Annotated in this window: 14 protein-coding genes; 1 reads left to right on the forward strand and 13 read right to left on the reverse strand. The window is 44.4% G+C overall.

What is annotated here, in order from left to right; all coding sequences use genetic code 11:
• Nucleotides 1-23 precede the first annotated feature (23 nt).
• From yidD to MK405_RS07400, 10 genes are all read right to left on the reverse strand, one after another.
• Nucleotides 24-266, reverse strand: a complete 243-nt coding sequence (gene yidD, locus MK405_RS07355) for a membrane protein insertion efficiency factor YidD (RefSeq protein WP_268704682.1) — start codon at nt 264-266, stop codon at nt 24-26.
• The gene (locus MK405_RS07360) at nt 266-988 is read right to left on the reverse strand and encodes a pseudouridine synthase (protein ID WP_268704683.1); all 723 of its coding nucleotides are present in this window, start codon (nt 986-988) and stop codon (nt 266-268) included. The genes yidD and MK405_RS07360 overlap by 1 nt, the downstream gene beginning before the upstream one ends.
• Complete coding sequence (gene scpB / locus MK405_RS07365) at nt 975-1,544, reverse strand: SMC-Scp complex subunit ScpB (protein ID WP_268704684.1); 570 nt, start codon at nt 1,542-1,544, stop codon at nt 975-977. The genes MK405_RS07360 and scpB overlap by 14 nt, the downstream gene beginning before the upstream one ends.
• 18 nt (nt 1,545-1,562) lie before the next feature.
• The gene (locus MK405_RS07370; RefSeq protein WP_084881295.1) at nt 1,563-2,291 is read right to left on the reverse strand and encodes a segregation/condensation protein A; all 729 of its coding nucleotides are present in this window, start codon (nt 2,289-2,291) and stop codon (nt 1,563-1,565) included.
• Nucleotides 2,291-3,025, reverse strand: coding sequence for a site-specific tyrosine recombinase XerD (xerD, locus tag MK405_RS07375; RefSeq protein ID WP_326845815.1), 735 nt, complete (start codon nt 3,023-3,025; stop codon nt 2,291-2,293). Before xerD ends, MK405_RS07370 begins: the two co-directional genes overlap by 1 nt.
• Nucleotides 3,022-3,483 (reverse strand): cyclic-di-AMP-binding protein CbpB, encoded by a 462-nt coding sequence (gene cbpB, locus MK405_RS07380; protein WP_000560696.1) that lies wholly within the window; start codon nt 3,481-3,483, stop codon nt 3,022-3,024. The genes xerD and cbpB overlap by 4 nt, the downstream gene beginning before the upstream one ends.
• Entirely contained in the window at nt 3,480-4,001 is a 522-nt protein-coding gene (locus MK405_RS07385; RefSeq protein WP_001118939.1) for a metallophosphoesterase, read from the reverse strand. The genes cbpB and MK405_RS07385 overlap by 4 nt, the downstream gene beginning before the upstream one ends.
• A complete protein-coding gene (locus tag MK405_RS07390) occupies nt 3,977-4,987 on the reverse strand; it encodes a nucleoside-triphosphate diphosphatase (protein ID WP_419153029.1) in 1,011 nt (336 codons plus the stop codon). Before MK405_RS07390 ends, MK405_RS07385 begins: the two co-directional genes overlap by 25 nt.
• Nucleotides 4,945-5,739 carry a glutamate racemase gene (gene racE, locus MK405_RS07395; RefSeq protein ID WP_007522320.1) on the reverse strand — a complete coding sequence of 265 codons (795 nt, stop codon included), beginning with the start codon at nt 5,737-5,739 and terminating at the stop codon, nt 4,945-4,947. Before racE ends, MK405_RS07390 begins: the two co-directional genes overlap by 43 nt.
• Before the next feature lie 203 nt (nt 5,740-5,942).
• Entirely contained in the window at nt 5,943-6,188 is a 246-nt protein-coding gene (locus tag MK405_RS07400) for a YneF family protein (RefSeq protein WP_000364986.1), read from the reverse strand.
• 324 nt (nt 6,189-6,512) lie between these two features.
• On the opposite strand from MK405_RS07400, the gene MK405_RS07405 reads away from it, so the two are divergent.
• Nucleotides 6,513-11,696, forward strand: coding sequence for an SIALI-17 repeat-containing surface protein (locus MK405_RS07405; protein ID WP_268704687.1), 5,184 nt, complete (start codon nt 6,513-6,515; stop codon nt 11,694-11,696).
• 69 nt (nt 11,697-11,765) lie between these two features.
• Here the strand turns inward: MK405_RS07405 and mraY are convergent, their stop codons facing one another.
• From mraY to ftsL, 3 genes are read right to left on the reverse strand one after another with little or no spacing between them, the layout of a single operon-like run.
• On the reverse strand, nt 11,766-12,746 hold the full coding sequence (gene mraY, locus MK405_RS07410) for a phospho-N-acetylmuramoyl-pentapeptide-transferase (RefSeq protein WP_268704688.1): 981 nt from the start codon (nt 12,744-12,746) through the stop codon (nt 11,766-11,768).
• A 1-nt stretch (nt 12,747) separates the two neighbouring features.
• A complete protein-coding gene (pbp2x, locus tag MK405_RS07415) occupies nt 12,748-15,003 on the reverse strand; it encodes a penicillin-binding protein PBP2X (protein WP_268704689.1) in 2,256 nt (751 codons plus the stop codon).
• Nucleotides 15,004-15,006: 3 nt separating this feature from the next.
• Nucleotides 15,007-15,324: a cell division protein FtsL gene (ftsL, locus tag MK405_RS07420; RefSeq protein WP_195217259.1), complete on the reverse strand. Its 318-nt coding sequence runs from the start codon at nt 15,322-15,324 to the stop codon at nt 15,007-15,009.
• Nucleotides 15,325-15,334: the final 10 nt, after the last annotated feature.

Consider the following 15,334-nt stretch of genomic DNA (forward strand, 5'->3'; position numbering starts at 1 on the left):
CCCAACATCAGGTGATGTTGGGTTTATTTTTCTTCTTGATTTCGTCTGAGAGAAAAGTGGTCTGGGACAGGATCTTTTCCTATTAGCGACCAAGGATGGCATCGGAAAATTCGAGCCAAGCCCATCAGAACACCCTTGAAGCCATGTTTTTCAATAGCCTGGATCATGTAGTTGGAACAAGTAGGCTCAAAACGACAAGAGGGTGGAAAAGCTGGTGAGATAAAACGTTGGTAAAAGCGTACTGGTGCTATTAAGATTCGTTTCATTATTTCTTGGTTACAGCCATAGTGTGTAGTTGGCTGATTTCTTTTTTATTAAGGCGACGGGATTCTCCTGGACGAAGACCTGTCAAGTCTAAGTGTCCAAAACGTGTCCGAGACAACTTATCCACTTGAAGACCGACGGCTTCAAACATCTTTTTAACCTGATGATTACGCCCTTCATGGATAGTCAACTGTACCACTGAGCGGTTTTTAACTGGGTCCACTTTGAGAATTTCATAAACAGCTGGCTTGGTTTTCTTGCCATCAATCTCAAGACCACGGGTCAAGGGGCGAAGATTATCCTTATTGGCCACACCTTTAACACGCGCGACATAGACCTTGTCAATCTCATTACGGGGGTGAATCATTTCATCCGTAAAGTCCCCATCATTGGTCAAAATTAAAACACCTGATGTATCCCAGTCCAAACGTCCCACAGGGTAAATGCGTTCTTTAACATTTGGCAAGAGATCGACAACAGTCTTGCGGCCCTTGTCGTCTGTCACACTGGAAATCACTCCACGTGGTTTATTAAGCAGATAGTAAACCTTTTCTTCGTTGTAGATGGGTTGACCTTCCACTTCGACCTTGTCACCAGATTTGATGGTCGTCGCTAGTTCACGCACCACTTGGCCGTTGACGGTCACCAAGCCTTGCTTGATCAACTCTTCTGCTTTTCTCCTACTGGCCATACCTGCGTGGGCAATATATTTATTGATTCTCATCTTCTTCTATCCTTTCACCAAATAATTGGCTTTCTTGGGCTTGAATCTCAAGCTCATCAATCACTGGCAGTTCTTCCAAATGGTTAATTCCCATGTAATCTAGGAAATAATCCGTTGTTACATAGAGGTTGGGGCGGCCCAAAACTTCTTTTTTTCCATCTTCTCGTATCAAGTCAAAGGCCTGCAACTTTGCCAAGGCTCCACTCGAATTGACCCCACGAATAGCATCAATTTCTATCCGCGTAATCGGCTGCTTGTAGGCAATGATAGACAAGGTCTCAAGAACAGCCCGAGACAAACTTTGGTTGATGGGTGCCTTGGAGTATTCCTTCAAAATCGCTGCAAATTGAGGCTTGGTGACCAATCTGTAAGCCGTCCCTGTCTCGATCAGGGACAAGCTCGACTCTTGGTCTTTTTCATACTTCTGGGCTAATTTTTCTAAACTCTGTTGGATGCCTGTCGGTGGAAGTGAGAGGAGTTCAGCCAACTGACGAACCCGAATCCCATCTTCACCTGCCACAAACAAGAGCGCTTCTATTTCTGCTAAAGTACTCATCTTTCCTCTCTATCAAGTTTAGCTTTGTGCCTCTTGATTTTCTTCCTTCTTTTCCATAAGATAGATATCTCCGAAACTCTCCTCTTGCACGAGGATCAGTTCCTGAGTTTTGATTAACTCTAGGGTTGCCAAAAAGAGGGTAATAACCTCTTGGACATTCTGGGCTTCCTTGAACAAATCCTGCAAGCGCAACTGGTCTCGTCCAGTCAAGGACTCTTTTACGATGACCATCATGTCCTCAATCTTATACTCATCTCGCAAGATAGTTGTATGATTCTGAGCAAATTCCTCTTTTTTCTTGGCTAGGATATTTGAAAAAGCCAAAAAGAGGTCAATGGTCGTCCTGTCATGCACAAGCTCCGCATCCTCGTAAATCAACTCTGTTGGCGCTTTGGAATAGTACTGGGCCCGATCTTGGTGCTTAGCCTCCAAGTGCTCACCCAAGAGCTTGAACTTGCGGTATTCTTCGATTTGAGAGAGAAGATCCTGCTCCAGGTCATCCTCCAAGTCTGTCACTTCAGCTACCTTTGGCAAGAGCTTGCGACTCTTGATCAGCATCAGCTGACTGGCCATAACCATATACTCACCCGTCACTTCCAGACGCATGGCCTGCAAGGTTGAGACATAGGCCAGATACTGCTCGATGACTTCTGTGATAGGCACATCGTAGATATCCATCTGGTACTTAGAAACCAAGTGCAAGAGCAGGTCCAGGGGCCCTTCAAAATCTTTTAATTTAATATCCATTATCTATATTTTTCTAAGGTCAGAACTGTTTTTAATCCTAGTTTTTTTGCAATTTCGTACAAATCGACCTTGTTTTCTATCTGTCTTAGAATGAACTGTTCCCGTAGGGCTTGGGCTGATAGTTCTGGGAAACCTTTCTCCTTGACAAAGGACTCCAGCTGACGAAAGGCCCATTGACGAGAATAGGCTTTCCCTCCCCTTTCAAAGAGATAGGTCTGCCCCATCAAGGGTTCTAGCTCTGGAATCAAGGTCGTGGGTATGGTGACAATCCTCTGTTGGGAAGCTTTGTTAATTCGCAATACCTGAAATTCCAGATTGATATCTGCAACCTTAAGAGCTAAAATCTCACTCGGCAAGAACCCCATTCCCAAGATAAGAAGCGCCAGCAAGCGTCCTTCTGGATAATTACTTTCCTGCCAAAAAGAGTCTAAATTTAGAATCTCTGGCTTTTCAGTCTTCTTTTCAGCTTGTTTGGCTAATTCCAGACGGTAAAAACTGTCCACTTCACCTTTTTGATAAAGAAAGTAGAGAAATTGGTTACAGGCCGAAAGTTTTCGCTTCTGGGCGCTGATTTTTAGATTGGCTAGCTGGCCTTGGTAAATCTTGAGACTAGTCTCAGAGATCCGCTCAGCTACAATATCTAAAAATTGCTCCAAATCATATCTATAGGACTGCTTGGAATTGGCAGACAAACCCTGCTTTCCCTCTAAAAAGTCTGAAATCCTATCTCTCATTTGCATCGAATCTCATATTCCTTACTAAAGTCATGCAAAAGGGCATTGACAGCCTTGAGGATGGACTTGCGCGTGATGATTCCTTGAAAAATCCCTTCATCATCTACCACTGGCAAGAAGGGTTCATCCACCAGTTTATGGAGGACCTCTGTGATGTTATAGTCTGGAGCGACGACTGCCACATCTGTCTTGGTCATATTGACGATGTCTGTCGTTGCCATCTGCTCATCCGTCAAACCTTGCTCCATTTGATAAGCCAAAATGTCTCTCAGGCCAATGGTTCCGACAAAGCGTTTGTCAAAGGTCACAACAGGGATACGGGTATAGGTGATTTGACTCAGCACCAAAATTGCATGGTCGGCATTGTGGGTATCAATCAAAGCTGCTAGATTCTCAGCAGGGGTAAGAAAAGTCTCTTCCTGCTCCAATAAAAATGCTTCAAATTCCTTGGCAATCATCGAGCAAACTCCTTGGACAGACCTGGATAAACCTCATGATCACGTGTCAAAAAGTCTACTTTAAAATAGCTGTCATCAATCTCCACACGGGCATAGAGGCATTCTCTAATAGTTCCTCGTGGTTGGCTGATGGAGCCTGGATTTAGAAAAAGAGTCTTTCCTTCCATCCAAGCATTTGGTACATGCAAGTGACCATAGAGACAGATATCGGCATCTTCTTCCTGAGCCCAGTAGTCCAACTTTTGAAAGTTGAAATTGATATCAAACAAGTGTCCATGAGTCTGGATGATCTTGGTAGGACCAAGTTGAGTCACCAAACGTTCTGGGTAGCCAGCATAAAAGTCCATATTTCCTTTGACGACATGGATGCCTTCCCAGAGCGGAGAATCGGGACGGAGTTCAGAGTCACCATCGTGAAAAATGGCATCGACTTTCCCCAGATAGCGATCACGAATTTCTTCCACAATCAAGCTATCGCCATGGGAATCACTCATTACAATGATGGTTTGCTTTGCCATGATGGAAATACCTCCAAAAGTTTCTTAACGGCTAAGGCACGGTGGGATTGGCTATTTTTTTCTTCAAGGGTTAATTCGGCTGAGGATTTGCCTGTCTCTCCCACAAGGAAAAGGGGATCATAGCCAAATCCATTTTCACCCTTAGGTTCAAAGTTGATATAACCTGGCCAGTCAGCTTCGACGACCAAACTTTCCTTGTTTGGACTAGCTACAACTAGGGTCGTATGGAACTGAGCCGAACGGTCCTTGAGATCAAACACCATGGCTAATTCATGCAAGAGTTTGGCATTGTTTTCTCGGTCAGTAGCTCCCACTCCAGCAAAACGGGCTGACCAGACACCCGGCAAGCCACCAAGGACATCGACTTTGAGACCTGAATCATCTGCTAGAACCATCTTGCCTGTTAATTGAGAAATGGTTTCTGCCTTGAGGCGGGCATTTTCTTCAAAGGTCATGCCTGTTTCTGCCACTTCAGGCAGGTCAGGATAGTCATTAAGATTTTCCACATCGTAACCTAACTTGTCAAAGATAGCTCGGAATTCCTTGGTCTTGCCCTCGTTACGAGTCGCAATCAACAAGTTTTCTCTGACCTTGCTAGTCTCAAAGAAGGCTTGAACATTGACCCCTTCTTTAGGCAATTCTACATGCAGGAGTTGCCCATTTTCAACCAAGAGCAGGGCTCCCTGACGTTGGATGACTTCTAAATTGCAGCCTGCTTCTGCATTTAAAATCTCAACGATAAAAGATAGCAGACGGAAGTTGGAAGACCAGCGCATCACCGTTATCGTAATTGGAAAGCCATTTTCCTCATCACGAAAAATCCGCGCTAAATCCATAAAATCAAGCTCAAGCGGATCTTTGATGAGGCTGTAGATGCCTCCATAGACATCCCAGACACCGACATACCAGTCCTGGTCGTCCTTGTATTCATAAATTTTGTTTGTCATAAAGTTACATGCTCCACATGAATCTCTTTTTCCAGCCATTCTGCTCCTATTTGGGCAAAACTTTGGCTATTGGCTGTTGTGTAAAAACGATGTTGAAGAGGTCCCGCATCTCGGCTACGATTGATTTCAAAATAGTTAAGCAAAACCGAAATATCCCGTACACACTCTGCCCCACTATCGATGAGCTGAACCTTTGGTCCCATGACATTTTGGATGATAGGGCGAAGGAGTGGGTAATGGGTACAACCCAGAATCAAACTATCCACCTTGCCTACCAAGGGACGCAGGGTTTCATAAACCACTTTCTTGGTGACACTGGTTGACAGGGCACCTGACTCCACCAAGGGAGCAAACTTAGGACAGGCCAAACTCTCCACCTGTAAGTCCGGATCCAGATCATGGATTTTCTGACGGTAGATGTCTGATTGGACCGTCATGGGTGTTCCAATTACTCCGATTTTCCCACCTTGACTGGACTTGATAGCTGCCGAAGCTCCTGGCAAAATCACACCTAGGACAGGAATATCTAATTTCGCCTTGATTTCTTCCCAGACGACCGCAGTCGCAGTATTACAAGCAATGACAATCATTTTGACATCCTTGGTCAAGAGAAAGTTGACCAATTGCCAAGTATATTCACGAATTTGCTCAGCAGGACGGGGACCATAGGGCGCCCTTGCTGAATCTCCAATATAGACGATTTCTTCATGGGGAAGCTGGCGCATGAGCTCACGAACAACGGTCAAGCCCCCGACACCCGAATCCAAAAAACCAATTGGTCGATTATCCATACAGTCTTCTTTCTAGTCTTTTTTCTGATTGATAGTTCATCATGATTACTCTTCCTAAATGAAGGGATAGACAGCTTCATAGAATGGCAACCGCCTCTCTTAATCATAATCAAATATCAATAGAATGCAAGGAAAAAGTCTTATCCTTGAGAACTATTGAACATAGTGAGAAGTCTGGAACTTTCATCCCAGACTTTTCCTATTTATTTCTTTTTATTGTTAGCAAGAGCTGCTTTTTGTTGGCGGATAATTTGGTGGTAAACTTGTTGTACCTTGGCTTCGCTTGGTTTTTGACCATTTGCGCTCAAAAGAGCACGAACTGCCTCAGCATTCAAACGTGGGTTATCCGCAAATTCTTTTTCAATTTGCTTACGAACCAAGTACATACCCCCAAGAGCTCCTCCTAGAAAAGCTAGCACAATCAAGACAATTGCTAAAAGTAAATCCATTCTATTTCTCCTGTTTCTTTTTGAGTCTTCTATATTATACCATAAAGTGACCTTCCTGACTAGTTTGTTTTACGCTTTCAGGGAGGGAGATAAGCCAATTTTAAGCTAGTATTACAATCAGAATGAACTATGAAATTACGAATAATTCCACCCTTTCCTCTCTTTCTTCTACTATTTTAAGAAAAAACAACAACAAATATGACTCTTGCTAAAAAGCTATTGACAAATGCTAAGCGGCCAGTAGAATGGGAGGTAAATAGAAACAAAAATATAGGGATTTGTTTTACAAAATGTAAGCGATTCCAAATACTAAAGGAGATTTCTATGGATAAAAGATTTTGGGAGAAATCCTGTCGCTATAGCATCCGCAAGCTGACGGTTGGGACTGCTTCTGTTTTACTGGGGGCTGTTTTTCTAGTCAACCACACTGTAGCCGCAGACAGTGTGGAGGTCAAGCAAACTGAACCAACCTCTGTCGAAGCTATCACTAAGCCTGATAGTGAACCCAAAGCAGCTGAAGCTACTGAAACTACAAAACCGTCTCTAGCCGAGAGTCCAGTAGTTTCCGAAAGCAAGCCAGCTGAGGAGACTCAGAAGACAAATAGTCAAGCTAGTGAAGAAGCCATTGTAGAAGCTAAAGAAAATAAGGAACCTGAAAAAACAGATCAGCCGGTGACAAAGCAAGAAAACTATCAACTCAACTACGATCAACCAACAGCTCCCTCCTATGATGGTTGGGAAAAACAAGCCCTTCCTGTCGGAAACGGAGAAATGGGAGCCAAGGTTTTCGGTCTAATTGGGGAAGAGAGAATCCAGTACAACGAAAAGACCCTCTGGTCAGGAGGACCACAACCCTATAGCACCGACTATAACGGAGGAAACTACAAGGATCGTTACAAGGTCTTGGCAGAGATACGTAAAGCCCTCGAAGCTGGTGATCGCCAAAAAGCAAAACAGCTAGCTGAACAAAATCTAGTTGGACCAAACAACGCCCAGTATGGACGTTACCTAGCCTTTGGAGATATCTTTATGGTCTTTAATAACCAGAAAAAGGGTCTAGATACAGTAACAGATTATCACCGTGGTTTGGATATCACAGAAGCCACTACGACCACTTCTTACACCCAAGATGGAACGACCTTCAAACGCGAAACCTTCTCCAGCTATCCTGATGATGTCACTGTGACCCACTTGACCAAAAAAGGAAATAAGACGCTTGACTTTACCCTTTGGAACAGTTTGACAGAAGACTTGCTTGCTAATGGTGACTACTCTTGGGAATATTCCAACTATAAGAACGGACATGTCACTACAGATGAACATGGAATCCTTCTAAAAGGAACTGTCAAAGATAACGGTCTCAAATTTGCATCCTATCTAGGAATTAAAACGGACGGAAAGGTGACTGTTCAGGACGAAACGCTGACCGTTACAGGCGCAAGTTATGCGACCCTTTATCTCAGTGCCAAGACTAACTTTGCCCAGAATCCAAAAACCAACTATCGAAAAGACATTGACCTCGAAAAAACAGTTAAAAGGATTGTCGAAGCAGCTAAGGCCAAAGACTACGAGACACTTAAAAAGGCCCATATCAAGGACTATCAAAGTCTCTTTAACCGCGTTAAACTAAACCTAGGTGGAAGCAAGACTGCTCAAACGACGAAAGAGGCCCTTCAAAGCTATAACCCAGAAAAAGGGCAAAAATTGGAAGAACTCTTCTTCCAATACGGACGTTATTTACTCATCAGTTCGTCTCGTGATCGGACAGATGCCCTTCCTGCCAACCTACAAGGAGTCTGGAATGCTGTAGACAATCCACCTTGGAACGCTGACTACCACCTCAATGTCAATTTGCAAATGAACTATTGGCCTGCCTACATGAGTAACCTTGCTGAAACAGCCAAGCCAATGATCAATTACATTGACGACATGCGCTACTATGGTCGTATCGCTGCTAAAGAATACGCTGGTATCGAATCCAAAGATGGTCAAGAAAATGGTTGGCTGGTCCACACCCAGGCAACACCATTTGGCTGGACTACTCCAGGCTGGAATTACTATTGGGGTTGGTCTCCAGCAGCCAACGCTTGGATGATGCAGAACGTCTATGACTACTATAAGTTCACCAAGGATGAGACCTATCTCAAAGAAAAGATCTATCCCATGTTGAAGGAAACCGCTAAGTTCTGGAACTCCTTCTTGCACTACGACAAGGCCAGTGACCGTTGGGTGTCTTCTCCATCCTACTCACCAGAACACGGTACCATTACCATCGGAAATACCTTTGACCAGTCGCTAGTTTGGCAGCTATTCCACGACTACATGGAAGTTGCCAACCATCTGAAAGTCGACCAAGACTTAGTCACAGAGGTTAAGGCTAAATTTGACAAACTAAAACCCCTTCATATCAATAAAGAAGGACGTATCAAGGAATGGTATGAGGAGGACAGTCCACAATTCACTAATGAAGGGATTGAAAACAACCACCGCCACGTTTCCCATCTAGTTGGGCTCTTCCCTGGTACGCTCTTTAGCAAGGACCAGGCTGAATACCTAGAGGCTGCGCGTGCTACTTTAAACCACCGTGGAGATGGTGGTACTGGTTGGTCTAAGGCTAATAAAATCAACCTTTGGGCCCGTCTCTTAGACGGTAACCGTGCCCATCGTCTACTCGCTGAACAGCTCAAGTACTCAACCCTAGAAAACCTTTGGGATACCCACGCACCATTCCAAATCGACGGAAACTTTGGGGCAACTAGTGGGATGGCAGAAATGCTCCTCCAATCTCATACTGGCTATATTGCGCCATTGCCAGCCCTTCCAGATGCTTGGAAAGACGGTCAAGTTTCTGGCTTGATTGCTCGTGGTAACTTTGAAGTCAGCATGAAGTGGAAAGATAAGAACTTGCAAAGCTTGTCCTTCCTTTCAAATGTCGGTGGAGACCTAGTTGTAGACTATCCAAATATCGAAGCTAGCCAAATCAAGGTCAATGGCAAACCAGTCACGGCAACGATTCTCAAAAACAATCGCATCCAACTAGCTACTCAAAAAGGAGACGTCATTACCTTTGAACATTTCCCTGGTCGTGTAACCAGTTTGACAGCAGTTCGACAAAATGGAGTCACTGCCGAACTCACCTTCAACCAAGTAGAAGGCGCTACCCACTATGTCATCCAAAGACAAGTGAAAGACGAATCTGACCAAACCTCTGCGACCAGAGAATTTGTAACCAATCAAACCCACTTTATTGACCGATCACTGGATCCTCAACATGCCTACACCTACACCGTCAAGGCTATGCTGGGCGAACTTGCCACACAAGTTTCTGAACAAGCCACTGTCGAAACCTATAGCGAGTTGATGGACGACCGAGATAGCCGTATCCAGTACGGAGCTGCCTTTGGAAACTGGGCAGACTCAGAATTATTTGGAGGAACAGAGAAATTTGCTGATCTTTCAAAAGGAGACTACTCAGACGAAGATCTCACTGCTACCATTCCTTTCACTGGCGTTGGTATCGAAATCTATGGACTGAAATCGTCTGAACTAGGTCTTGCCACTGCTAAAATTGATGGCAAAGAGGTCGGCGAACTTGATTTCCATACTGCTGGGGCAACTGAAAAAGGCAGTCTCATCGGTCGCTTCGCAGGATTATCTGACGGACCTCACACATTGACTCTTAGCGTTAAACGTGAGCACAAGGGACGTGGAAGTGAACGCTCGAAAATTTCCTTAGACTACTTCAAGGTCCTATCTGGAAAAGGAAGTACGATAGAAAAAATGGATGATCGTGATTCGCGCATCCAGTATGGTTCCCAGTTTAAGGACTGGTCTGACCCTGAACTCTACGGAGGTACGGAAAAATACGCTGACATCAACAACAGCGACTCTAGTGCAGCTTCAGAAGCTCAGGCAACTATTTCCTTTACAGGGACAGGTATTCGTATCTTTGGCTTGAAGAGCCTCGCTCTTGGACGAGCACGTGTTACACTAGATGGCAAAGAAATGTCAAGTCTAGACTTCTACACTTCAGGTGCAACTGAAAAGAGGGCCTTTATTGGTGAATTTACAAACCTTACTGACGGTCCGCACACCCTGACATTACAAGTTGACCCAGATTCGCCAGAGGGTCGCAAGAAAATTTCTCTGGACTCCTTTGATATCATCAAAGCTCCAGCTGTTGGTTTAGATAGCCCAAGTATCGCGCCTCTTAAGGAAAACGACAAAGAAATTTCCTTAACCCTACCATCTGGAGACTGGGAAGCCATCGCTGTAACCTTCCCTGGTGTCAAAGATCCTCTGGTCTTACGCAAAGTGGACGAAACGCATCTGGTTACAAGTGGGGATCAGACCGTGCTATCAATCCAAGACAATCAAGTTCAAATCCCAATCCCTGAGGCTACTGATAGACAAACTGGAAAAGCGATTGAAGCTTATGCCATTCAAGGAACTAGCACAAGCAGTCCTGTCGTAGCCGTCTTTACTAAAAAAGATGAAAAGAAAGTTGATGAGAAGCAACCAACTACAAGCAAGGGAGAGGAACCAGCTCCTACTGTCGAGAAACCTGAGCACACTGAGCCTATCGGGACTGCAGGGCAAGAGGAACCGCCTACAGTGACAATTCCTGAATACACCGAACCTATCGGAACGGCGGGGCAAGAGGAAGCTCCTACTGTTGAAATTCCTGAATACACCGAGCCTATCGGGACTGCGGGGCAAGAAGAAGTTCCTATTATTGAAAAACCTGAATACAATAAGCCTATCGGGACTGCAGGGCAAGAAGAAGCTCCTACTGTTGAAAAACCTGAGTATACCGAATCGATCGGAACAGCAGGGCAAGAGGAAGCTCCTACTGTTGAAAAACCTGAGTACACTGACCCTATCGGAACTAGCGGAGATCAGGCTGCTCCGACCCTTAGCTTTCCTGATTATCCAGTTCGAGTCTTGAAAAATAAGGAGACTGGAGTGGAAATCATCGGTGGAGCCAGCGACTTAGAAGGAATTTCTCACGTTTCTAGCCAACGTGTCTTAGCTCAAGAACTCTTTGGCAAGACCTATGATGCTTACGACCTACAACTTAAAAATCCAACCGATCATAGCTTGCAGCCAAAAGGCTCTGTCTTGGTTCGCTTGCCTATTTCATCTAGCGTAGAAAAGGTCTACTATATTACTCCGACCAAGGAGTTGCAAGCCCTTGATTTCGATGTTCGAGAAGGAAAGGCAGAATTCATCACTAGTCATTTCAGTACCTATGCTGTCGTCTATCAAGCTGCTGGAACAAGCTCTAACACAGAGGAAAAACCAAGTGCTTCAGATGAAGAAACCTTGGCACACGAGACTGAACAACTTTCATCTAGTCCTAGCCTTGCTAAAACTGGATATCATTCTCCTAAAGAACAACTTCCAGCAACAGGGGAAGCATCCAACCCACTCCTCTTCTTAGCAGGCCTCAGCCTAGCCCTCACAGCCACTTTTATGTTAAAAGGGAGAAAGGATGACTCCAACTAACCTTTAAACAAACAAAAACAGGATGAAGATCACCTTCATCCTGTTTTATTTTGTCATCAAAAGTTAGATTTACAGTAGGTATAAAAAGGCTAAGGTCAAGAGACTTGCTAGAAGCCCAACTCCCCAAAAGAAGAAGTCAACCTTCCACTCGCTCCAAGGACTGCCCTTGCCTGAGAATCCTCCAAGCTCAAAATGATGATGCACAGGTGTCATACGGAAAATACGCTTCCCACCACTAAGTTTGAAGTAGGTAACCTGCATCATAACAGAGCTTGTCTCAAAAACATAGATAATCCCAATCAGCAAAAGCGTCCATTCTTGGTGGAGGGCCATAGAGATTGCTGCCAGCATCCCACCTAGAGCCAAACTTCCCACATCTCCCATGAAAACCTTGGCAGGTTTGTGGTTAAAGACGAAGAAGCCTAGCAAACCACCAATCATAGCAAGAATCACAAGAAGGATATCCAGTTGATTTTGCATATAAGCAATCACACCGTAGGCCGATAAGCTAATCACCACGGAAATACTTGCTAAGCCGTCGATCCCGTCTGTCAGATTCACCGCATTTGAAAAACCAACTAGCCAGAAAAGGGCAAAGAAGATATAGAAAATACCTAGATGTACTTGGTAGCCAAAGACTGAAAGCATATCGCCACCACGCTCATAAAAGAGGTAGAAGATCACTCCCCCAAGGAGCTGGAGAGCAAGTTTTTGCTTGGGATTCAATCCTTCGTTGATCTTACGGAAAATTTTGAGGAAATCATCCAAAAAACCTACCAAACCATACAAAACCAAGATAAACAAAATCATGCCGACATTGTTGGTCAATTGTTGGGTAAAGAGAGCAATCAGAAAACTCACAACTACTGCAACGATCAGGAAGACAAGACCTCCCATGGTTGGAGTCCCAGCTTTAGCTTGGTGTTGCTTGACGTCCTCGTGCATCTGCTGACCTGTAATCTGTGCTTTTCGATAAAATCGGATAAAGGCTGGAATGCCAATCAAGGTCAATAGAAAGGCTAGAACTCCAGCATTAATGGAACTAATCATCTTAATCTCCTAAAGTTATTTTCATTTTTTTGATGTCTTTGAGGGCCGTATTGGCACGGACACTTTGTTTCTTGACCGTTTTGCCACTACCTTCCCACTCGACTTCTATATTTAGCCATTTGGCAAATGTTTGCACATTTTCATCTGTCCAGCCGTACATATCAGGCATTTCTTCGACCTTATCTGACAGAATCAAGATCTGCTGATTGGCTTCCAAATTATCTCCTTCAGAAACCGAGAGTTCCTTGATCTTGGTTCCTGTTCCGATAACGATTGGTTGGACAAGGTTACGACGCAATTCCTCTGCTAGGTCTCCCGGCGTAAAGTCCTTGGTAGCTGGCATGGCATAGCTTGTCGTCTTGCTGACCTGATCTAAGCTCTTGGCAGTTGACTGAAGATTGAGGGATTCTTTCATAGCAGAGGCTCGCTCAAGGATTGGGTTGGCAAACTCCCCAAGCTGAACACCTGAATAATGCTCTGGCTGTTGCACCGTCACATAGAGGATAAAGTCAGGATTCTCTGCAGGATGCATCGACACAACAGAGAAGATATTGTTGGTTTCACCTGTTAGGTAACCCCCATTCTTCTCATCAGCAATCTCAGCAGTCCCTGATTTCAGGGCAACATTTTGCCCCGGAACATTGACATTTGGCTTTCCTGTGCTGTGGTTGTACATGGTACCGTAGACAGGATCTGTTCCGACCATGACCATGTGATCCCGAGTAGAGGAAGCTGCTGCTTTTGATACAGGATTTCCAACAATTTCCTTTTGAGACTTACGAACAGACTGGTCATTTGGATCATAGAGGGCACTGATAAATTTCGGTTCCAACATAACCCCATCGTTGGCAATGGCTGTAAAGGCACGAAGCATTTGGGTCTGGGTAACAGAAATCCCTTGTCCAAATGAACTCATGGCGATATTGACAATGTTATCAGCAGGCAATTGACCTGTGTACTCATCCGCCAGACCAAAACGGGTCGGCACCCCAAACTTGAAACGGTTGAGGTAGTCCAACCAAGTTGCATCTCCCATCTTTTGCTCAAGCAAGGTCATCCCGATATTACTTGAGTGGGCAAATCCTTGAGAGAAGGTCATGGTGCCACCACTCGTCAAACCTTCATTGACGTCCCAGTCTCGAATGGTCGCATCTGCTATTTTCAATTCACTACTGTTAAAGTATTCGCCACCAGGGAAGGTATTATTATCAATAGCTGAGGCCAACATCATCACCTTCATGGTCGATCCTGGCTCATAGTTACTTTGATAGAGGATATCACGCCAGACAAAGTCTTTTGTGATGCCATCCTTGGTATCGGCATTGAAGGTCGGACGTTGGGTCGTAGCGAGGATTTCCCCTGTTTTAGCGCTAACCAAGGTAGCCGTCATATACTTGCCTTTTACCTTTTCCTGAAAGGCATCCATCTGTGTTTCCATAAAGGATTGCAAAGGACTAGAAAGGGTTGTGTACACATCCTTCCCATCTACGGTTTGTTGAGAAGCTTGATCTGTACCCGGAACAATATTTCCTAGACGATCTTTCTCATAGGTAATAATCCCATCTGTACCCGCCAGAATGTTATTTAAGGAACTCTCCAGTCCAGATGTCCCAATCAAACGTTTGGTGCCATCCTCATTTTCATGGAGTTGCGCTAAACCGATAAAGGAAGAAGCAAACTGTCCATTGGGATAACTGCGGTTAGGGCTAGTTGTAAAGTCAACCCCTTCAACCCCAGCTGTTTTGAGGTCATTTTTTATGGCCATCATATTGGCATAGGTGATCCCATTCCCCTTGGCTCCAAAAGATACCTGTTTCAGATCTGGCTGAGAAAGTTGTTCTTTGACATAAGACTCCTCCATATCTAGGTATTTATGGAAAATTTCAGCTACCTTATTAAATTGAGAATCCTCTACATAGAGAATTTTGCCTGTTGCCGACTTGTAGGTCTTGTCAATAACGGCATAGATATTATACGAAGTCGCATCTTCTGCAATAGGCGTTCCATTACGATCGTAGATGGTTCCCCGTTTTGCAGGAATCGTCTTGGTTGTTTGATGGACCTTGTTGGCTTCTTGAACCAAGTCCTTACCAAATTTTTTACCCGTTCCGATAATGACCGCAAAGTTGACCAAAAAGACCGCGAAGAGTATGACAGCCAATAAACTCAGGCTTTTCCCTACTCTTCGGCGATTTTCTTCTGGAGATTTACGATTACGAACGGCATAACGGATGATTTTTTCTTTCCACTGTTTCATTTCTTACTCCGTTGCTCGGATATTTTCGTTATTCAGCTGCAAATCCTTGGAGTTTGCAATTTCTTTCAAACGTTCTGAACGAATCAATTCATTGACCTCTTGCTTGGCATCGTCGAGCTCGGTTTTCTTTTCTTCGATTTGAGCATTGACCTTGGTCAATTCATTCTGAACTTGTAATAGCTTGGTCTGCATAAACACAACGCTAACTGCCAGGATAATCATTGTTGCAGCAATCGAAACATAGAAGGCCTTTTCCACACGTGAAAAACCTTTAAACTTCGTTTGCAATAACTGGCTTGTTTTTTCGATTCTTTCTGCCATGTTTTTCCTC

The sequence above is a fragment of the Streptococcus oralis genome (genome assembly GCF_026782345.1).
GTDB classification, from domain to species: Bacteria; Bacillota; Bacilli; order Lactobacillales; family Streptococcaceae; genus Streptococcus; species Streptococcus oralis_CK.